We start from the raw sequence: 18,283 nt of genomic DNA, 5'->3' as shown, positions 1-18,283 counted from the left end.
CGATGCTCAACTTCCTCGCGAAGCGTCTGCTGGGGCTTCTGCCGACGCTTTTCATCGTCGCGGTGCTGGTTTTCCTGTTCGTGCATCTGCTGCCCGGCGATCCGGCGCGTCTCGCGGCCGGGGCCGAAGCGGACGAAGCGACGGTCGCCCTCGTGCGTGCCGATCTCGGTCTCGACAAGCCGCTGCCGCATCAACTCGTGAGCTTCTTCAGCAGGGTCGTGCACTTCGACTTCGGCATGTCGACGCGCAGCAAGCGGCCCGTCAGCACGGAAATCGCCGAGCGCTTCATGCCGACGCTATGGCTCACGCTCGCCAGCATGGCGTGGGCCGTGGTGTTCGGAATGGCGATCGGCATTGTGTCGGCGGTGTGGCGCAACAAGTGGCCCGATCGCATCGGCATGACGCTCGCGGTGTCGGGCATATCGTTTCCGGCGTTCGCGCTGGGGATGCTGCTCATCGAGATCTTCTCGGTCAAGCTCGGCTGGCTGCCCATCGTCGGCGACGGCACATGGCAAAGCTACGTGTTGCCATCGCTCACGCTCGGCGCTGCGGTGGCGGCGGTCATGGCGCGCTTCACGCGGGCATCGTTCGTCGAAGTGCTGGGCGAGGACTTCGTGCGTACGGCGCGCGCGAAGGGCGTGCATGAGCCGATGGTCATCGTCAAGCATTGCCTGCGCAACGCGATGATCCCGGTCGTCACGATGATGGGCCTGCAATTCGGCTTCCTGCTCGGCGGCTCGATCGTCGTCGAGAAAGTGTTCAACTGGCCCGGTCTCGGACGCCTGCTCGTGGATGCGGTCGAGATGCGCGACTACCCGGTGATTCAGGCGGAAGTGCTGCTGTTCTCGCTGGAGTTCATCGTCATCAATCTGGTCGTGGACGTGCTGTACGCGGTCATCAACCCGACCATCCGGTTCAAGTGAGGATCGCATGAGTGTGACCGCCCGAGTCGCCGGAAGCACGCAGCAGGAAGTACGCACGCCGTGGAGCGAGTTCTGGCGCAAGTTCCGGCAGCAGCATGTCGCGCTCGTGGCGGCGGTGTTCGTCCTGTTGCTCGTCGTGCTTGCGATCATCGCGCCATATATCGCGCCGTATGACCCCGAGAACTACTTCGATTACGATGCGCTCAACGCGGGGCCGTCGGCGGCGCACTGGTTCGGCGTCGATTCGCTGGGCCGCGATATCCTGAGCCGCATTCTCGTCGGCAGCCGTATCTCGCTGACGGCGGGACTCGTGAGCGTGGTGATCGGCGCGGTCATCGGCACGTTCTTCGGCCTGCTCGCCGGGTATTACGAAGGCTGGTGGGACCGCATCGTGATGCGCATCTCAGACGTCCTGTTCGCGTTTCCCGGCATTTTGCTTGCAATCGGCGTGGTTGCGATTCTCGGCAACGGCATGGTCAACGTCGTGTTCGCCGTCGCCATTTTCAGCATTCCCGCGTTTGCGCGGCTCGTGCGCGGCAACACGCTTGCGCTCAAGCATCTCACGTATATCGAGGCGGCGCGCAGCATCGGCGCTTCGGACTGGACGATCATCGTGCGGCACATTCTGCCGGGCACGATATCGTCGGTGGTCGTCTACTTCACGATGCGCATCGGCACGTCGATCATCACGGCGGCGAGCCTTTCGTTTCTCGGCCTGGGCGCGCAGCCGCCGACGCCCGAGTGGGGCGCGATGCTCAACGAGGCGCGCGCCGACATGACGATGGCCCCGCACGTCGCGATCTTCCCGAGCCTCGCGATCTTCTTCACGGTGCTCGCCTTCAATCTGCTGGGCGACGGCCTGCGCGATGCGCTCGATCCGAAGCTCGACCGGCCGTGATGAACGTACCGCATATCGGCGTGTTCGAAGCGGGAGCACGCGGCACGATCGCGGACGTGGCGGGCGTAGCGGTCGGGCATTGCACATTGAACGACGGCGATATCCGGACCGGCGTCACGGTCGTGCGTCCGCATGACGGCGACATCTATCGCGACAAGGTTCCCGCTGCGGCGTGCGTCATCAATGGCTTCGGCAAGAGCGTCGGACTCGTGCAGCTCGACGAACTCGGCGTCCTCGAAACGCCGGTCGCACTGACGAATACGTTCGGTATCGGCGCCGTCGCGCAGGCGCAGGTTCGTTCGGCATGCGAAGCAAATGCGAAGATCGGCCGCGACTGGCCGAGCGTGAATCCGCTCGTTCTCGAATGCAACGACGGATATCTGAACGACATGCAGGCTTTCGCCGTGGAAGAGGCGCATTATCGCGATGCCCTCGCCGCATGTTCCGCCGACTTCGCTCGCGGCTCGGTCGGCGCGGGACGTGGCATGTCGTGCTTCGAACTGAAGGGCGGCATTGGTGCGGCATCGCGCATTGTCCACATCGAAGGACACGCGTACACGACAGGCGCGCTCGTGCTCGCCAACTTCGGCCGCCTGCCGCAACTCACGATCGCGGGCGATACGGTCGGGCGCCGGCTGCACGCCGCGATGCAATCGAACGCCGCTCCGGAGCAAGGATCGATCATCATGCTGGTCGCCACCGACGCGCCGCTCGATTCGCGCCAGCTACGCCGCGTGGCGATGCGCGCCGCAGCGGGCCTCGCGCGCACCGGCTCCGTCTATGGCCACGGCAGCGGCGACATCGCGCTGGCGTTCTCGACCGCGTACACGGTCCCCCACGAAGCCGCTTTCATCGCGATGCCGCCGCTGCTTGGCGACGCCTTCATCGATCCGCTGTTTCAGTCGACCGCCGACAGCATCGAACAGGCCATTCTCGATGCGCTTTTCAGCGCGAAAAGCGTGACCGGCCGCGACGGTCATCGGCGACTCTCGCTGAAGGACGCGCTTCGAACGCAGCCATGAGCACGCTCGATTGCCATTCGGCAATATCCTTCGTGTTACGGTAAGAGGCTCAAGTATCGTTAGAATGCCGATAGCCGGCTTTCGCAGGCGACGTTCATGCACGATGTAAAGCTCGAACACAACGACGACATGGCGCTCGATCCCGCCGATCCCGCGCTGCTCATGCGCGGCTCGCTCTTCATCGACGGCCACGAGGCGGGCTGCTGGGAAGCGCGGCGCGACGGCACGTGGGCGGCGCATGTGCGGCACGAGCGGGGATGGATCGTCGAGCGAAGCCGGGCTGCGCTCGTCGAACGGCTCGCGCACCTTCATTCAGATAACTAAGCTTATTCATGTACCTGTCGATTTTCGCCGTGGGACTTGGCGGCGGCCTCGGTTCGCTGCTCCGATGGGCGCTCGGGTTGCGCCTGAACGCCATCTTTCCTAACTTGCCGCTCGGCACTTTCACGGCCAATGTCATCGCCGGGTACATCATCGGGGTGGCGGTGGCGTTTTTCGCACGTTTTCCGGATATCTCGGTCGAATGGCGGCTCTTCGTCATCACCGGACTGATGGGCGGGCTGTCCACGTTTTCGACGTTTTCCGCTGAGGTGGTCGCGCATCTTCAGCAGGGGCGGTTCGGCTGGGCGTTCATCGAAATCGCGACGCACGTCGGCGCTTCGCTGCTGATGACCGCGCTCGGAATCGCGACTGTCGCCGCCGCGAGTTGATGCCGCCACACCTTTTGGCGTTTCGCCCGCGCCTGTTTCCTACAATTTCGTCCTGCGTCCCCGACGCTCCACTTCGCTGCGCCTGCAGCGGCTCTACTCTTTGACCGCAAGAAAGAAGGTGAAATACATGTCCGTGTTCCCGCTTATCGAAATCAGACCGTACCGTCCGAGCGATCTCGACGGCATCATCGATCTGTTTCTCCGCGCGGTGCGCGAGACGGCATCGGCCGATTACAACGAAAAGCAGATCGAAGCGTGGGCGCAAGCCGACCCGGACGAATGGGCGCTGGCCCGCGCGAGCCGGCCGACCTGGGTTGCGTTCACGGACGGCCAGCTCGCGGGTTTCGCCGATCTCGAGAAGAACGGACTGATCGACATGATGTTCGTGCACCCGGATCACCAGCGCAAAGGCGTGGCGACGGCGCTGCTCGCGCGCATCGAAGCCGAAGCCGACGAAGCCGGCATCCGTGTGCTGCACACCTATTCCAGCGCGACCGGACGTGAGTTCTTCGAGTACTGCGGCTTCACCATGCTGCTCGCGCGTGCAGTCGTAAGAGGTCAGCGCTTCGTGCAGCTCATCATGGAAAAGGTGTTGTAAAAACACGCTTCATCTGTATAGACAACAGGATGCGTCGTTGGGATTTCATCTCAGTGGAATCCCGTAGTTCCCCTTGTTTCGCCGTTTATGCCCGTTTAGACTGGCGTCTAACTTGTATAGACAGGACGAAACATGATTACGCTGACGCCCGGACAACTCACGCTGCCGCAACTGCGCCGCATTGCGCGCGGCTCCGACTCGCTGCGCCTCGATCCCGCGAGCTTCGACGCCATCGACGCGAGCGCGCGCGCCGTTGCAGCGATCGCCGCCAAGGGCGATCCCGCCTACGGCATCAACACGGGCTTCGGGCGGCTCGCCAACACGCATATTCCGGCCGATCAACTCGAACTGCTGCAGCGTAATCTCGTGCTGTCGCATGCGGTCGGCGTCGGCGAGCCGATGTCCCGCCCGGTCGTGCGCCTCCTGATGGCGCTCAAGCTGTCGAGTCTCGGGCGCGGTCATTCGGGCATTCGCCGCGAAGTCATCGAGGCGCTCATCACGCTGTTCAACGCCGACGTGCTGCCCATCATCCCGGTCAAGGGCTCGGTCGGCGCATCGGGCGATCTCGCGCCGCTCGCGCATATGTCGACGGTGCTGCTCGGCATCGGCGAAGTGATGGTGCGCGGCGAACGCGCGAGCGCGGTAGACGGCCTTGCAGTCGCCGGACTCAAGCCGCTCACGCTGCAGGCGAAGGAAGGGCTCGCGCTGCTCAACGGCACGCAAGCGTCGGCGGCGCTCGCGCTCTATAACCTCTTCGCAATCGAAGACCTGTTCCGCACGGGGCTCGTGGCGGGTTCCCTATCGGTGGATGCGGCTGCCGGTTCCGTCGTGCCGTTCGATGCGCGCATCCACGAACTGCGCGGACATCGCGGGCAGATGGACGCGGCCGCTGCGTATCGCACGTTGCTGGAAGGCTCGGGCATCAATCTGTCGCACGCGGATTGCGAGAAGGTGCAGGACCCGTACAGCCTGCGCTGCCAGCCGCAAGTGATGGGCGCCTGTCTCGACCAGATGCGCCACGCCGCCGACGTGCTGCTCATCGAAGCGAACGCCGTTTCCGACAATCCGCTCATTTTCCCCGATACGGGCGAGGTGCTTTCGGGCGGCAACTTCCACGCCGAGCCGGTCGCGTTCGCCGCCGACAATCTCGCGCTCGCGGCGGCGGAAATCGGCGCGCTGGCCGAGCGCCGCATCGCGCTGCTGATTGACGCGACGCTCTCCGGCCTGCCGCCGTTCCTCGTGCGCGATGGCGGCGTCAACTCGGGCTTCATGATCGCGCATGTGACGGCGGCGGCGCTGGCATCGGAGAACAAGACGCTCGCGCATCCCGCTTCCGTCGATTCGTTGCCGACCTCCGCGAACCAGGAAGATCACGTTTCAATGGCCACGTTCGCCGCGCGCAAGCTCGGCGATATCGCGAGCAACACGGCCAACATTCTCGCCATCGAACTGCTCGCAGCGGCACAAGGCGTCGATCTGCGCGCGCCGCACCGGACGAGCGAGCGGCTCGACGCCGTGATGAAGACGCTGCGCGCGCGCGTGCCGCACTACGATATCGACCACTACTTCGCGCCCGATATCGCGGCCATCGCGACGCTCGTGCAGGACGGCGAGATCGCGAAGCACAGCCCGTTTTCGTTCGTATCCGAAGCGATGAACGCGGCGGAAACCGGCGCATGAGCACGCCTGCGTATCGCGAGATCAAGGATTACATCCTTGGGCGCATTCACGTCGGCGAATGGAAGGAGGGCGATCAGGTGCCCTCCGAAAACGAGCTGGCGCGGGAATTCAAGGTCGCGCGCATGACGGTGAACCGCGCGCTGCGCGAACTGACGGCCGAGCAGGTGCTGACGCGGGTGCAGGGCGCGGGCACCTTCGTCGCGCAGCCCAAGTACGCGTCGACGCTGGTGGAGATTCGCAGCATTTCCGATGAAATCGTCGCGCGCGGCCATGCGTATCGCGCGGAGGTGCTGCATCTGGGCGCATCCATCGTCGATGAAACGCTCGCCGCCGAAATGCAGCTCGCGCTCGGCAGCCCGGTGTTTCATTCGCGCGTGCTCCACTTCGAGAATGACGAGCCGGTTCAGCTCGAAGAACGCCATGTGAATCCGGCGCTCGCGCCCGAGTACGCGCGGCAGGATTTCACGACGATCACGCCCAATCAGTACCTGATGATCGCCGCGCCGCTGCAGCGTGTGGAGTACCGGATCGAGGCGTCGGTGCCGTCGGCCGGGATTCGTCACGCGCTCGCGATGACCGAGCACGAGCCGTGTCTGCTGCTGCATCGGCGGACGTGGTCGCGCGACACGGTCGCCTCGGTCGCCAATCTCTGGCATCCGGGCGATCGCTATCAGTTCACCGGACACTTCTGACGTGACGATCATTCCCGCCGCTTCGCTCATCGACATGCCGTGGAAAAACGGCGGCGGCGTCACACGCGAGATTGCGGCCAGCCCGCCGGGAGCGTCGCTCGATGCCTTCGCGTGGCGGCTCTCCGTCGCGGATGTATCGGCGGATGGGGCGTTTTCCGCGTTTCCCGGCGTGGACCGCGTGCTCGTGCTGCTCGGCGGCGCGGGCATGCGGCTTACCGAAACGGACGGGCGCGTGCATGCACTGGACCGGCCGCTCGCGATCGCGCGATTCGCAGGCGAAACGCCGATTCACGCGGCCTTGCTTGCCGGACCGACCCGCGACTTCAACGTGATGGTGCGGCGCGATCGGGCGCGGGCGTCGGTGGACGTGCGGCGCGGTGCGGTCTGCGAAACCACGGCCCGGCACGACGTCACGTTCATCCATTGCGTGAGCGGTGGCCTGACCCTGAGAGAGCACGGCGTCACGCTCGACGCCGGCGATACGTTGCGCATCGACCGCACCGCGTCATGCGTCGAAGCCGCGCCGGACAGCGCCTGGCTTCACATCGGCATCGACCTGCTTTGACGGCATCGGAGAGAAGTCACATGAACCTGTTCTTCGCCGACCACGCGCGCCTGCCCGACGGCTGGCGGCGCGACGTGCTCATCGAATGGAACGACGACGGCGCGCTCGTGCGCGTCGAAGCGGACAGCGCCGCGCCGGCCGGCGTCGAAAGGGCGAAGGGGCCGGTGCTGCCCGGCATGCCCAATCTGCATTCGCATGCTTTCCAGCGCGCGATGGCGGGCCTGACCGAATATCGCGCGAGCGCCGCCGATACCTTCTGGAGCTGGCGCGACCTGATGTACCGCTTCGCCGCGAAGATCGAGCCGGGCGTGCTCGCGGATATCGCGCACTGGCTCTACATCGAGATGCTGAAGGCCGGTTATACGTCGGTCTGCGAGTTCCATTACGTGCATCACGCGAACGACGGCGGCCCTTACGCGAACCGCGCCGAACTGGCCGAACGCGTCGTCGATTCGGCGGAGCGCGCGGGGATCGGCATCACGATGCTGCCGGTGCTCTACCAATACAGCGGATTCGGCAACGCCGCGCCACGCGACGATCAGCGGCGTTTCATCAACACGCCCGACAGCCTGCTGCACTTGCTCGATACGCTCGCGCAGGCGCGGCCCGAGAACGGCTCGCGGCGTTATGGCGTCGCGCCGCATTCGCTGCGGGCGGTGTCGGGCGAATCGCTGGCGGCGCTGCTCGAAGGGTTCGACGCGCGCTTCGATCGCGGGCCGGTGCATATCCACGTCGCGGAGCAGCTTGCCGAAGTCGATGCGTGCATCGCGCAGACCGGCCAGCGCCCGGTGCAATGGCTGCTCGACCGTTTCGACGTCGATGCGCGCTGGTGCCTCGTGCACGCGACGCATATCGACGCCGCCGAATTGCAGCGCCTCGCCGCGAGCCGTGCCGTCGCGGGCCTGTGCCTGACGACCGAAGCGAACCTCGGCGACGGCGTCTTTCCGGCGCGCGATTATCTCGATGCGGGCGGACGCATCGGCATCGGTTCGGATAGTCACGTGGGCGTCGACTGGCGCTCGGAGTTGCGTCTCTTCGAATACGGCCAGCGTCTATGGCGGCGCGAGCGCAACGTGCTCGCTTCTGCGGAGTCGAGCCGCCCGGCCGACCGTCTGTTCGACGCCGCGCTCGACGGCGGCGCAAGCGCGAGCGGGCGGCGCATCGGCGCGCTCGCGGCCGGCATGCGCGCGGACTGGATCGTGCTGGACGAAGCACATGCGGGCATCGGCGGACATCCATGCGAGAGCTGGCTTTCCAGCGCCGTTTTCTGCGAGCATGGCGAGACGCCCATCCGCGATGTGTTCACGAGCGGCCGCAAGGTGATCGACGCCCGCCGCCACGCCGGCGAAGAGGCGGCGCTCGGGCGTTATCGCGAGGCTGTGCAGACGCTGCTCGCGTGAGCTTCAATGACCGAGACCGCCGACATGGAAACCACCAGAGATTGTTCCATCTACACGCTCAAGCGCGGCACGGCGCCGCTTCTGATCTCGATTCCGCATCGGGGCACGCGCATTCCGGAAGCGCTCGTCGAAGAGATGACGCCGGTCGCGCTCTGCGTCGATGACTGCGACTGGCATCTCGAACGGCTTTATGCCTTCGCACGCGAGATGGGCGCGTCGATCCTGCTGCCGGAATACGCGCGCTACGTCATCGATCTGAATCGCCCGCCCGACGACGCGAACCTCTATCCGGGCCGCGACACGACCGGCCTCTGTCCCGTCGATACCTTCGACAAGGAACCGCTCTATCGGCCCGGGCATGCGCCGTCGCGCGAACAGATCGATGCCCGCCGCGCGTTGTACTGGCAGCCGTATCACGACGCGCTCGCGACCGAACTCGCCGCCCTGCGGGATACGCACGGCCGCGTGCTGCTGTGGGAAGCGCATTCGATCCGCTCGGTCGTGCCGCGCTTCTTCGAGGGCCGCCTGCCCGAGTTCAACTTCGGGACGGCGGATGGCGCGTCGGCGGCGGCGGGGCTGGCCGGGCGGCTGGCGGAAATCGTCGAACGCGACGGTCGATACTCCAGCGTGGCGAACGGACGTTTCAAGGGCGGCTACATTACCCGGCGCTACGGCGATCCTGCGAACGGCATCCACGCGGTTCAACTGGAGCTGACGCAGGCGACGTACATGGAGGAGTCGTCGCCCTATGCCTACGATGAAACCCGCGCGAGCCAGGTCCAGCCGTTGTTGCGCGAATTGCTCGGCGCAGCGACCGACTACGTCGCCGCGCGATGATTCTGGCGCGAACGTGACGGCGGACTGACGCCGGCGCAATGGCCGGTGCTTACAGGTTGCCTTCTCGAACAGCCAGCGCGCTGCTGATTCGCTAGAAAAATCAAGCCCCTGTGCCTTCCATCGATGCGCTAGTGCGTCCCAAGCCCGCGAAGTAGATTGTTGTCGATCCAACAAATATCTTTAGCTGAAATAGGGGTTTCCCCTAGTTCGCTGCCCTCCTAAACTTGCTTTCAACGAAACGAAATCAGACAGCGCTTAAAAAGCTCCCGATTCCGGTTTCGATCTCAAAACAAGACTACTGGAGGTTTCATCATGATCAAGTCCTTTGTTCCGGCTCTCGTCATCGCTTCGGCTCTGGCCGCTCCGACGTTCGCTTTCGCGCAAAACAACGGCGCGCTGACCCGCGAGCAAGTCCGTGCCGAACTCGTTCAACTGGAGAAGGCCGGCTACAACCCGTCGCAAGATCGCGTTTCGTATCCGCAAAATCTGCAGGCTGCGCAGGCGCGCGTGAACGCCGAAGAAGGTGTCGCCGCAACGTCGTACGGTCCGTCGGCGGCCGGCACGGCGCAGTCGGGCTCGCGTTCGGGTGCGACCCTCTCGATGTCGGATCGCAATTCGGTGTACTTCGGCCATTAAGGCGAAGCGCGGTAGTAGTAGAGGTTGGCAGTAGAGGTTGGCGGTAGCAGTGGAAGTGTCGGAAAGCGCCAGTCGTGACGTTCGCGGCTGGCGCTTTTTCATGTGCGCTCGATTCCCGGGGCTTTCACTGCTTTCACACGTCTGCCAGCATAATCCGGCACGCTAACCTTTTGCCCCGCTGGATTGCTGCCGATGCATGTCGTCAAGAAGCTCATCGTATCCGGCGTCGCCGCAACGCTCGGCCTCGCGCTGTCCGCCGCGCGCGCCGCGAATCCCGACGCGCTGTGGGATATCGTCAACGGACAGTGTGTCCCGGCAGCGCGGGGCGCGCCCGTCACGCAACCGTGCGCGGAGGTCGATCTCGCGGGCGGCTATGCCGTGCTGAAGGACATCGTCGGGGTCGCGCAATATCTGCTGATTCCGACGGCGCGCGTGAGTGGCATCGAAAGCCCCGAACTGCTCGCCGCCGACGCCCCGAACTACTGGCGCGATGCCTGGAAAGCCCGCCGTTATGTCGACGACGCATTGCGCCGTCCCTTGCCTCGCGACCGGGTCTCGCTCGCGATCAATTCCGCCAGCGGACGGACGCAAAACCAGTTGCACATTCATATCGATTGCCTCGCGGCGGATGTCGCCGAGGCGCTTCACGAGGCCGGGCCGGGCATCGGCGCGGAGTGGACGCCGCTGCCGATGCGCCTGCGCGGGCATCGCTATCGCGCGATGCGCATTGACGATGCCGATCTCTCGCACACCGATCCGTTCAGGCTGCTCGCAGCGACGCTCGCCCGCGAAGGCCGCGCGATGGGCGATCAGACGCTGCTGCTCGCCGGTGCGTTCCGCCGCGACGGCGCGCCCGCGTTCTATCTGCTCAACGATCAGGTCGGCTTCGGCGACTGGGCGTCGTCGGAAGAGCTTCAGGACCACACCTGCGGATTAGCCGATCGGTCTATCGAAAAACCGTGACGCAGAAGGAAGAATGAGGTGGTGCGGCACGCCGGGTCGCGAACGCAAAAGTTTGTGACACGCATCGCCGCGCGCCTTGTTATTCTTCTTTTTCGTAGTTACGATAAATGCAAATCGACATTCTGTTCGATCCGCTCAAGGACGCGCTGAATCGCAGCCGGCACGGCGTCTCGCTGGAACTGGCGCATCGTATCGACTGGCGCGAAGTCATGTCCGCCGTGGACGATCGGAAAGACTATGGCGAACTCCGCGAGATCGGCTATGCGCCGGTCGAGTCACGGCTCTATTGCGTGGTGTTCACCCAGCGGGGCGCGGCGCTGCGCATCATCAGCGTGCGCCGTGCGAATAATCGTGAGGTAGACAGATATGAACGCAGCATCGAAAAAATTGGCGCGGAACACGCCGGCGGAAGAAGCCGCGATCCAGCGCGGCATCCGGTCCGATCCGGCAACGTTCGTCCCTTCCGACGCCCTGTACGAGACCATGACACGGCGGATCGGCCGTCCGCCGAGTGAATCGCCGAAGGTTCAGCTCACCGTGCGGTATGACGCCGATATCGTCGCGGCGTTTCGCGCGGGCGGCGCGGGCTGGCAGACGCGCATGAACGACGCGTTGCGCGAGTGGCTGCGCGAGCATCCGGTCGCGAGCGGCGGGTGAGCGTCAAACGAATCACTCGCCGATCAGATGCAGCACCAGTTCGCGGTCATGCGGCGACGCCCGATGTTCGAACACGTAGATGCCTTGCCATGTGCCGAGCACCATGCGCCCGGCTTCCACGGGAATCGAAAGCTGCACGTTCGTCAGCGCGGTGCGCAGATGCGCGGGCATGTCGTCGGGGCCTTCCGCAGCGTGGATATAACGGCCCGGCGCTTCCGGCGCGACGGTTTCGAAATAGCGCTCGAGATCGGCGCGCACATCGGGATCGGCATTCTCCTGAATCAGCAGCGATGCCGACGTATGCCGGCAGAAAACCGTCAGCAGACCGGAGCGGATGTCCTGCATGTCGATCCACCGGTCGATATCGCGCGTGACTTCGTGCAGCCCGCGCGAGCGCGTGGCGAGCCTTAGATGATGCATTGCCTGTTTCATTTGGTTTCCGTATCGAGCTGAGTGTTCATGTTGATGTTCTATGCTTTGCCATGGCTGGCTCACGGACGTCACCGATGCGCACATCGCTTTCCAGCAAGTATGCAACGCGCGTGCTCGCTCTTGCGACGCTGATGAGCGCCGCTCACGCCGACGATACGCCCGCCAATCGCGGCAACGATCCCTTCCTCCACGTCTCCAGCGCCATTGTCTCCTGCCCCGCGCCGCGCGGCCCGTTCGAAACCGGGAACGAATGGATCGACGAAGCGCACTACCGCATCGAACGCGGCAATAGCTGCTGGCTGGCGGGCCGCTGCCGTCTGCCGAATAGCTACGCCTATGACAAGGAAATCGCCGAAAGCGTCGCACGCCGCCTGAACGCGCTGAACGCATCGCTGCAATGGCGCGAGAAAACGAGCCTGTGGCTCACCTTGCAGCGCCGCTTCGTTTATATCGACGGCTGCGTGTCGCCCGATTTCGACACGGCGCGCTTCGTCTCCGAACTGGGCGAGACGGCCGATGTCGAGAAAGTCATCGACCGGACGACTGTTCTATCGCCTAAGCTGAAAGCGAGACCGTGAGCGACGCCGGCTGCGGCCGGCGATTGCCGATGACAACGATTTTCGCTGACTGGCTGCTTCTTTTCGTGCGACGCCTCGTGCTGGCGGCCGCGCTCGGCTTCGTCGCGCTGCCGGCCGATGCCGCCGCTCCGGTCGTCGTGATCCCGCTGTCGGGCGCCATCGGCCCGGCGAGCGCGGATTTCGTCGTGCGCTCGCTGTCCCGCGCCGCCGACGAGCACGCGCAACTCGCCGTGCTGCGGATCGACACGCCCGGCGGCCTCGACCTGTCGATGCGCTCGATCATTCAGGCGATGCTCGCGTCGCCCGTGCCGGTGGCTGCGTTCATTGCGCCGAGCGGGGCGCGGGCGGCGAGCGCGGGCACGTACATCGTCTATGCGAGCCATATCGCCGCGATGGCGCCCGGCACGAATCTGGGCGCGGCCACGCCTGTTCAGCTCGGCATGGGCGGCAAGGAGCGGGCGGCGTCATCGCCCGATGAATCGTCCGCCGAAACACGCAAGCAGGTGCAGGACGCCGCCGCGTATATCCGCGGCCTCGCGCAATTGCGGGGCCGCAACGAGCAATGGGCGGAGCGCGCGGTGCGCGAGGCCGTCGCGCTGTCGGCGAACGAGGCGCTCGCGCAGAAAGTCATCGACGTGACCGCGACGGACACGCCCGATCTGCTCGCGAAACTCGACGGCCGCCACGTCCGCACGGCGCTCGGCGAACGCACGCTCGCGACGCGCGCGGCGCCCGTCATCGTCCTTCAGCCGGACTGGCGCAGCCGCTTTCTCGCGGCGATCACCGATCCGAGCGTCGCGCTGATCCTGATGATGATCGGCATGTACGGGCTGTTCTTCGAGTTCGCCAATCCGGGATTCGTGCTGCCGGGCGTCGCGGGCGCGATCTGCCTGCTCGTCGGACTGTTCGCGTTGCAGCTTCTGCCGATCAGCTACGTCGGCCTGGGCCTGATCCTGCTCGGCACCGGCTGTCTGATCGCGGAAATGTTCCTGCCGACGTTCGGTGCGCTCGGCATCGGCGGAATCGTCGCGTTCGCGATCGGCGCGCTGATGCTGATCGATACCGACGTGCCCGGCTTCGGCATTCCGGTGAGCGTCGTGCTTGCGCTCGCGGCGACCACGGCGCTCTTCGTGTTCGCGGTGTCGGGCGCCGCGTTGAAGGCGCGCAAGCGCCCCGTCGTGAGCGGCGGCGAGGCGATGCTGGGCAGCATCGGCGTGATGCTGGAGTCGAACGGCGACAGCGGATGGGCTCGCGTGCACGGCGAACGCTGGCGCGTGCAGACAACAGAGGCGCGCGGCTTGCCCGGCGCGGGCGAGCGAGTGCGGGTCGTCGCGCGCGACGGTCTCACGCTCACCGTCGAGCCGCTCGAAGATCAACGTCAGCAGGCAGCTTGAGAGGCTAGAAACATGGGGCTTACCTTCGGCTTTAGCGGCATCGTGATTGCGCTCGTCGTGTTCATCCTGGCGTCGGCGGTGCGGATTTTTCGGGAGTACGAGCGCGGCGTCGTGTTCATGCTCGGGCGCTTCTGGAAGGTGAAGGGACCGGGGCTCGTGCTGATCATTCCGGTCGTGCAGCAAGTCGTTCGCATGGACCTGCGCACCGTCGTGTTCGACGTGCCGCCGCAGGACGTCATCACACGCGACAACGTGTCTGTGAAGGTGAACGCCGTCGTGTACTTTCGCGTCGTCGATCCGGAGAAGGCCGTGATTCAGGTCGCGCGCTTTCTGGATGCGACGAGCCAGCTGTCGCAGACCACGCTGCGCGCGATTCTCGGCAAGCATGAACTCGACGAACTCCTGTCCGAGCGCGAGCGCCTCAACAGCGACATTCAGCGCGTGCTGGATGCGCAGACCGATGCGTGGGGCATCAAGGTATCGAACGTCGAGATCAAGGACGTGGACATCAACGAGACGATGATTCGCGCGATCGCCCGTCAGGCCGAAGCCGAACGCGAGCGTCGCGCGAAGATCATTCATGCGGAAGGCGAGTTGCAGGCGTCCGAGAAACTGCTGCAGGCGGCGCAGATGCTTGCGCAGGCGCCGCAAGCGATGCAGTTGCGCTATCTGCAGACGCTCACGACGATTGCCGGTGACAAGAACTCGACGATCGTGTTTCCGGTCCCGGTGGATCTCGTGAGCGCGATCGTCGAGCGGTTCTCGAAGAGCTAGACGAGCGCCGGAAAATCCACCGTCGTGTCGTTCACCCGGTTCACCAGGTTCGTGAAGTTGATGACGCTCATCGCGAACAGCGCGTCGATGACCTGCGCCTCCGAATAGCCGGCTTCGCGCACATCTCCGAGCACGCGGGCATCGACCGTACCGCGTGAATCGGCGACTTGCCGCACGAAGCGCACGAGGGCGTCGCGCTTCGCGTTGCCGGTCGCTTCGCCCGCGCGAATCTGCTGCGTTTCCAGTTGCGTCAGGCCGGCCATCTTGCCGACGACCGTATGCGCCGCTGCACAGTAATCGCAACCCGCCAGTTCACTGATGGCGAGCTTGATCGCTTCGGCATCCGCCTTGTCGAGACTGCTCTTCGCGAGCACGGCATCGTTGGCGAGCGCCGCGCCCAGTGCGCCGGGGCTGTGCGTGCCGATCGTCGCGTACGCGTTCGGCACGCGGCCGGCGGCCTTCCTGATGGCGGCGAAAAGCTCCGCAGTCTTGCCGCTGGCTTCGTTGACGTTGACCTGAGAAAGACGTGACATGGTGTGCTCCTGGTTTCGTTGATCGCCATCTGCATGGCATGGCTCAACTGTAGGGGCGCACCGCATCGACGTGAATGCGCGCGCGTCTCATAGACACGCGCGATCGTCTCAAAGCTACTTCACGCTCTCCAGCACCTTCCGCACGGTCCCGAAGATGTGTTCGATCTGATCATCCTCGACGATGAGCGGCGGCGAGAACGCGAGGATGTCGCCGGTATAGCGCACGAGCAAGCCCGCCTCGAAGCACTTGACGAACACCTCGTAGGCGCGTGCGCCCGGCGCGCCATCGCGCGATTCGAGCTCGATTCCCGCGACCAGTCCGAGATTGCGAATGTCCTTCACGAAAGGCGCGTCGCGCAGCGCATGCGCCGCGTTTTCGAACTTCTCCGCCTTCGACGCCGCGCGCTCGAAGAGCTTGTCGCGCGAATAGAGATCGAGCGTGGCGATGGCCGCCGCGGTCGCCGCCGGATGCGCGGAGTACGTGTAGCCGTGAAAGAGTTCGATGGCGTTCGCCGCGCCGGCATCGACGATCGCGTCGTGCACGCGGCGATGCGCCGCGACCGCGCCCATCGGAATCGTCGCGTTGTTGATCGCCTTGGCCATCGTGATGATGTCGGGCGTCACGCCAAAGTACGCGCTCGCCGTGGCCTTGCCGAGACGGCCGAAACCGGTGATGACTTCATCGAAGATCAGCAGGATGCCGTGTTTCGTGCAAATGTCGCGCAGCTTCTGCAGATAGCCCTTCGGCGGAATCAGCACGCCGGTGGAACCGGCGACGGGTTCGACGATCACGGCCGCAATCGTCGATGCATCGTGCAGCGCGACGATGCGCTCGAGTTCGTCCGCGAGGTGTTCGCCCCACGCAGGCTGGCCCTTCGAAAACGCGTTGTGGGCGAGATCGTGCGTATGCGGCAGATGATCGACCGACGGCAACAGCGCGCCCGAGAACGTCTTGCGATTCGGCGCAATGCCGCCCACCGAAATGCCGCCGAAGCCCACGCCGTGATAGCCGCGCTCGCGCCCGATGAACCGCGTGCGCTGTCCTTCGCCGCGCGCGCGATGGTAGGCAATCGCGATCTTCAGCGCGGTATCGACGGACTCGGAACCCGAATTCGTGAAGAAGATGCGATCCAGCCCTTCCGGCATCAGCGCGGCAACCTTCGACGCCGCCTCGAACGCGAGCGGATGGCCCATCTGGAACGTCGGCGCGAAGTCGAGCGTGGCGAGCGCCTTCTGCACGGCATCGACGATCTCGTCCCGGCAATGTCCCGCGTTCACACACCAGAGCCCCGCGCAGCCGTCGAGCACTTCCCGGCCATCGGTCGAGCGGTAGTACATGCCTTTTGCGCTCTCGAGAAGGCGCGGCGCGGCCTTGAACTGGCGGTTGGCGGTGAAGGGCATCCAGAACGACGACAGATCGTCGATGACAGGGCGAGCATTCATAACGGGTCTCCAGGAAGAACGGTCACTCTAGTCGCGGAAAAAATGGTGCGGCATAGACAGTTCTTCTACTGCCCTGCCGACTGTGCTGGCAAAATGCGGCAAACTGTGCTGGCCGGTAGCGGCCGATCGATCCCATGATAGAACTGAAGCTGGAGCGCGGCTCGCGGCAGGCGCCGACGCTCGTCGAACAAATCGTGCGCGCGTTTTCGTCCGCGATCGAAGCGGAAACACTGCGCGCGGGCGCGTTATTGCCGTCGGTGCGGCGTCTCGCCGGGCAGCACGGCTTGAGCACGTTCACGGTGACGGAAGCCTATGGCCGGCTCGTGTCGATGGGGCTCGTCACCGCCCGGCACGGATCGGGCTATCGCGTGGCCCTGCGCGATCATGCCGAACGTGCGCGCCCGGTCGAGTGGCAGCCGCCGAGCCTCACCGCGACATGGCTGCTCTCCGATGTCTTCGCCGATCATTCGGTGCCGATCAAATCCGGCTGCGGCTGGCTGCCGAACGAATGGGTCAACGAAAGCGGCCTGCAACATGCGTTGCGCGCGACGAGCCGCGTGCCGGCGGCGCGCATCGCGGATTACGGGCATCCGTACGGTTTCGCGCCGCTGCGCGAACGCATTGCCGAGCAACTGGATCGTCACGGCTTGCCGGTCGATGCCGCATCCAACGTGCTTCTTACGACCGGCGCGACGCAGGCGCTCGATCTGATCGTGCGTACCTTGCTGCGCCCCGGCGACGCCGTGGTGGTCGAAGATCCCGGCTACTGCAATCTGCTGCAGATTCTCCGGCTCGCCGGACTCGACGTGCATGGCGTGCCGCGTACCGTCGCGGGCATCGATACGGACGTGTTCGAGCGCATTGTCGTCGAGCATCGGCCGAAGGCTGTCTTCCTCAATACCACGCTGCAGAATCCGACGGGCGCGACGTTCAGCATGGCATCGGCGTTCCGCCTGATGCAGATCGCGGAGCGTCATGGCCTGTGGGTCGTCGAGGACGACGTGAACCGCGAGCTCGCGCCACCCGGCGCGCCGGTGCTCGCGGCGATGGAAGGACTCAATCGCGTGTTGTATGTCGGCGGCTTCGCAAAGACCATCACGCCTTCGCTGCGCTGCGGCTATATCGTCGCCGAGCGCGACGTGCTGCGCGAACTGGCGCGCACGAAGATGGCCGTGGGCCTGACGTCCTCGGAGGCGACGGAGCGTATCGTCGAGAAAGTGCTGACGGAAGGTCGTTATGCGCGCCACGTCGAGTTCGTCGCCGACAAGCTCAAGGACGCGCACGCGCTCGTCGAAGAGCGCATGGATGCGCTGGGCGTGACCTTGTTCCGTCGTCCGCGCGCAGGTCTTTTCCTATGGGCGGCCTTACCGATCGATCCGTCCGAGGCAGGCGCGGTCGCGACGCGCGCGCTCGAGCACGGCATCTGGCTCGCGCCCGGTTCGTATTTCCGGCCGGGCGATGCGCCGAGTGCGTGCTTTCGCTTCAACGTCCCTTATTCGGTCGACGACGCGCTCTGGAATTTCTTAGGCGAATTGCTTTAACCGTCCG

22 protein-coding genes are annotated in these 18,283 nt (G+C 65.0%); 19 read left to right on the top strand and 3 right to left on the bottom strand.

What is annotated here, in order from left to right; genetic code table 11:
* The first annotated feature begins 2 nt into the window (after positions 1-2).
* The 15 genes from gsiC to P9220_RS17910 all read left to right on the top strand — a co-directional run bounded on the left by gsiC (position 3) and on the right by P9220_RS17910 (position 11,581).
* Positions 3-923: a glutathione ABC transporter permease GsiC gene (gene gsiC / locus P9220_RS17980; protein WP_309766429.1), complete on the top strand. Its 921-nt coding sequence runs from the start codon at positions 3-5 to the stop codon at positions 921-923.
* A gap of 7 nt (positions 924-930) precedes the next feature.
* Positions 931-1,821, top strand: a complete 891-nt coding sequence (gene gsiD / locus P9220_RS17975) for a glutathione ABC transporter permease GsiD (RefSeq protein ID WP_309766428.1) — start codon at positions 931-933, stop codon at positions 1,819-1,821.
* On the top strand, positions 1,821-2,843 hold the full coding sequence (locus P9220_RS17970) for a P1 family peptidase (protein WP_309766426.1): 1,023 nt from the start codon (positions 1,821-1,823) through the stop codon (positions 2,841-2,843). The genes gsiD and P9220_RS17970 overlap by 1 nt, the downstream gene beginning before the upstream one ends.
* 96 nt (positions 2,844-2,939) lie before the next feature.
* Positions 2,940-3,167 carry a hypothetical protein gene (locus tag P9220_RS17965; protein WP_309766424.1) on the top strand — a complete coding sequence of 76 codons (228 nt, stop codon included), beginning with the start codon at positions 2,940-2,942 and terminating at the stop codon, positions 3,165-3,167.
* An 8-nt stretch (positions 3,168-3,175) separates the two neighbouring features.
* Positions 3,176-3,553: a fluoride efflux transporter CrcB gene (gene crcB / locus P9220_RS17960; protein WP_309766422.1), complete on the top strand. Its 378-nt coding sequence runs from the start codon at positions 3,176-3,178 to the stop codon at positions 3,551-3,553.
* Positions 3,554-3,680: 127 nt separating this feature from the next.
* Positions 3,681-4,151 carry a GNAT family N-acetyltransferase gene (locus P9220_RS17955; protein WP_309766420.1) on the top strand — a complete coding sequence of 157 codons (471 nt, stop codon included), beginning with the start codon at positions 3,681-3,683 and terminating at the stop codon, positions 4,149-4,151.
* A gap of 132 nt (positions 4,152-4,283) precedes the next feature.
* On the top strand, positions 4,284-5,831 hold the full coding sequence (gene hutH / locus P9220_RS17950; RefSeq protein ID WP_309766418.1) for a histidine ammonia-lyase: 1,548 nt from the start codon (positions 4,284-4,286) through the stop codon (positions 5,829-5,831).
* Entirely contained in the window at positions 5,828-6,523 is a 696-nt protein-coding gene (gene hutC, locus P9220_RS17945; protein ID WP_309766416.1) for a histidine utilization repressor, read from the top strand. Before hutH ends, hutC begins: the two co-directional genes overlap by 4 nt.
* A 34-nt stretch (positions 6,524-6,557) precedes the next feature.
* Complete coding sequence (locus P9220_RS17940; protein ID WP_309766823.1) at positions 6,558-7,088, top strand: HutD family protein; 531 nt, start codon at positions 6,558-6,560, stop codon at positions 7,086-7,088.
* Between the two features lie 20 nt (positions 7,089-7,108).
* On the top strand, positions 7,109-8,488 hold the full coding sequence (locus P9220_RS17935) for a formimidoylglutamate deiminase (protein WP_309766414.1): 1,380 nt from the start codon (positions 7,109-7,111) through the stop codon (positions 8,486-8,488).
* A gap of 24 nt (positions 8,489-8,512) precedes the next feature.
* Positions 8,513-9,325, top strand: a complete 813-nt coding sequence (gene hutG, locus P9220_RS17930; RefSeq protein WP_309766412.1) for an N-formylglutamate deformylase — start codon at positions 8,513-8,515, stop codon at positions 9,323-9,325.
* 315 nt (positions 9,326-9,640) lie between these two features.
* On the top strand, positions 9,641-9,961 hold the full coding sequence (locus P9220_RS17925; protein WP_309766822.1) for a DUF4148 domain-containing protein: 321 nt from the start codon (positions 9,641-9,643) through the stop codon (positions 9,959-9,961).
* Positions 9,962-10,153: 192 nt separating this feature from the next.
* Positions 10,154-10,924, top strand: a complete 771-nt coding sequence (locus P9220_RS17920; RefSeq protein ID WP_309766411.1) for a CDP-diacylglycerol diphosphatase — start codon at positions 10,154-10,156, stop codon at positions 10,922-10,924.
* A gap of 107 nt (positions 10,925-11,031) precedes the next feature.
* A complete protein-coding gene (locus P9220_RS17915; protein ID WP_309766410.1) occupies positions 11,032-11,439 on the top strand; it encodes a BrnT family toxin in 408 nt (135 codons plus the stop codon).
* The gene (locus tag P9220_RS17910) at positions 11,345-11,581 is read left to right on the top strand and encodes a BrnA antitoxin family protein (RefSeq protein ID WP_309766820.1); all 237 of its coding nucleotides are present in this window, start codon (positions 11,345-11,347) and stop codon (positions 11,579-11,581) included. The genes P9220_RS17915 and P9220_RS17910 overlap by 95 nt, the downstream gene beginning before the upstream one ends.
* Before the next feature lie 12 nt (positions 11,582-11,593).
* Here the strand turns inward: P9220_RS17910 and P9220_RS17905 are convergent, their stop codons facing one another.
* On the bottom strand, positions 11,594-12,013 hold the full coding sequence (locus P9220_RS17905; RefSeq protein WP_309766408.1) for a secondary thiamine-phosphate synthase enzyme YjbQ: 420 nt from the start codon (positions 12,011-12,013) through the stop codon (positions 11,594-11,596).
* 74 nt (positions 12,014-12,087) lie between these two features.
* Here P9220_RS17905 and P9220_RS17900 point away from each other — a divergent pair, with 74 nt between their 5' ends.
* The 3 genes from P9220_RS17900 to P9220_RS17890 are packed head-to-tail and all read left to right on the top strand — an operon-like array spanning position 12,088 to position 14,759.
* Positions 12,088-12,591, top strand: a complete 504-nt coding sequence (locus P9220_RS17900) for a BON domain-containing protein (RefSeq protein ID WP_309766406.1) — start codon at positions 12,088-12,090, stop codon at positions 12,589-12,591.
* Between the two features lie 29 nt (positions 12,592-12,620).
* Positions 12,621-13,985 (top strand): nodulation protein NfeD, encoded by a 1,365-nt coding sequence (locus P9220_RS17895; protein WP_309766404.1) that lies wholly within the window; start codon positions 12,621-12,623, stop codon positions 13,983-13,985.
* A 12-nt stretch (positions 13,986-13,997) separates the two neighbouring features.
* Positions 13,998-14,759, top strand: coding sequence for a slipin family protein (locus P9220_RS17890; RefSeq protein ID WP_309766403.1), 762 nt, complete (start codon positions 13,998-14,000; stop codon positions 14,757-14,759).
* Here the strand turns inward: P9220_RS17890 and P9220_RS17885 are convergent.
* The gene (locus tag P9220_RS17885; protein ID WP_309766402.1) at positions 14,756-15,292 is read right to left on the bottom strand and encodes a carboxymuconolactone decarboxylase family protein; all 537 of its coding nucleotides are present in this window, start codon (positions 15,290-15,292) and stop codon (positions 14,756-14,758) included. The two genes, P9220_RS17890 and P9220_RS17885, sit on opposite strands and share 4 nt — an antisense overlap.
* 114 nt (positions 15,293-15,406) lie before the next feature.
* A complete protein-coding gene (locus P9220_RS17880; RefSeq protein ID WP_309766401.1) occupies positions 15,407-16,735 on the bottom strand; it encodes an aspartate aminotransferase family protein in 1,329 nt (442 codons plus the stop codon).
* Between the two features lie 134 nt (positions 16,736-16,869).
* On the opposite strand from P9220_RS17880, the gene P9220_RS17875 reads away from it, so the two are divergent.
* Positions 16,870-18,276 (top strand): PLP-dependent aminotransferase family protein, encoded by a 1,407-nt coding sequence (locus tag P9220_RS17875; protein WP_309766399.1) that lies wholly within the window; start codon positions 16,870-16,872, stop codon positions 18,274-18,276.
* Positions 18,277-18,283 lie beyond the last annotated feature (7 nt).

It is taken from the genome of Caballeronia sp. LZ016 (genome assembly GCF_031450805.1).
Taxonomy (GTDB): Bacteria; Pseudomonadota; Gammaproteobacteria; order Burkholderiales; family Burkholderiaceae; genus Caballeronia.
This window is presented reverse-complemented; position numbering and strand designations above follow the sequence as displayed.

What these genes read in the sequence shown, in the direction of transcription:
- gsiC (WP_309766429.1), top strand. Translation starts at nt 3, where the DNA reads ATGCTCAACTTCCTCGCGAAGCGTCTGCTGGGGCTTCTGCCGACGCTT.
- gsiD (WP_309766428.1), top strand. Translation starts at nt 931, where the DNA reads ATGAGTGTGACCGCCCGAGTCGCCGGAAGCACGCAGCAGGAAGTACGC.
- P9220_RS17970 (WP_309766426.1), top strand. Translation starts at nt 1,821, where the DNA reads ATGAACGTACCGCATATCGGCGTGTTCGAAGCGGGAGCACGCGGCACG.
- P9220_RS17965 (WP_309766424.1), top strand. Translation starts at nt 2,940, where the DNA reads ATGCACGATGTAAAGCTCGAACACAACGACGACATGGCGCTCGATCCC.
- crcB (WP_309766422.1), top strand. Translation starts at nt 3,176, where the DNA reads ATGTACCTGTCGATTTTCGCCGTGGGACTTGGCGGCGGCCTCGGTTCG.
- P9220_RS17955 (WP_309766420.1), top strand. Translation starts at nt 3,681, where the DNA reads ATGTCCGTGTTCCCGCTTATCGAAATCAGACCGTACCGTCCGAGCGAT.
- hutH (WP_309766418.1), top strand. Translation starts at nt 4,284, where the DNA reads ATGATTACGCTGACGCCCGGACAACTCACGCTGCCGCAACTGCGCCGC.
- hutC (WP_309766416.1), top strand. Translation starts at nt 5,828, where the DNA reads ATGAGCACGCCTGCGTATCGCGAGATCAAGGATTACATCCTTGGGCGC.
- P9220_RS17940 (WP_309766823.1), top strand. Translation starts at nt 6,558, where the DNA reads ATGCCGTGGAAAAACGGCGGCGGCGTCACACGCGAGATTGCGGCCAGC.
- P9220_RS17935 (WP_309766414.1), top strand. Translation starts at nt 7,109, where the DNA reads ATGAACCTGTTCTTCGCCGACCACGCGCGCCTGCCCGACGGCTGGCGG.
- hutG (WP_309766412.1), top strand. Translation starts at nt 8,513, where the DNA reads ATGGAAACCACCAGAGATTGTTCCATCTACACGCTCAAGCGCGGCACG.
- P9220_RS17920 (WP_309766411.1), top strand. Translation starts at nt 10,154, where the DNA reads ATGCATGTCGTCAAGAAGCTCATCGTATCCGGCGTCGCCGCAACGCTC.
- P9220_RS17915 (WP_309766410.1), top strand. Translation starts at nt 11,032, where the DNA reads ATGCAAATCGACATTCTGTTCGATCCGCTCAAGGACGCGCTGAATCGC.
- P9220_RS17905 (WP_309766408.1), bottom strand. Translation starts at nt 12,013, where the DNA reads ATGAAACAGGCAATGCATCATCTAAGGCTCGCCACGCGCTCGCGCGGG.
- P9220_RS17900 (WP_309766406.1), top strand. Translation starts at nt 12,088, where the DNA reads ATGCGCACATCGCTTTCCAGCAAGTATGCAACGCGCGTGCTCGCTCTT.
- P9220_RS17895 (WP_309766404.1), top strand. Translation starts at nt 12,621, where the DNA reads ATGACAACGATTTTCGCTGACTGGCTGCTTCTTTTCGTGCGACGCCTC.
- P9220_RS17890 (WP_309766403.1), top strand. Translation starts at nt 13,998, where the DNA reads ATGGGGCTTACCTTCGGCTTTAGCGGCATCGTGATTGCGCTCGTCGTG.
- P9220_RS17885 (WP_309766402.1), bottom strand. Translation starts at nt 15,292, where the DNA reads ATGTCACGTCTTTCTCAGGTCAACGTCAACGAAGCCAGCGGCAAGACT.
- P9220_RS17880 (WP_309766401.1), bottom strand. Translation starts at nt 16,735, where the DNA reads ATGAATGCTCGCCCTGTCATCGACGATCTGTCGTCGTTCTGGATGCCC.
- P9220_RS17875 (WP_309766399.1), top strand. Translation starts at nt 16,870, where the DNA reads ATGATAGAACTGAAGCTGGAGCGCGGCTCGCGGCAGGCGCCGACGCTC.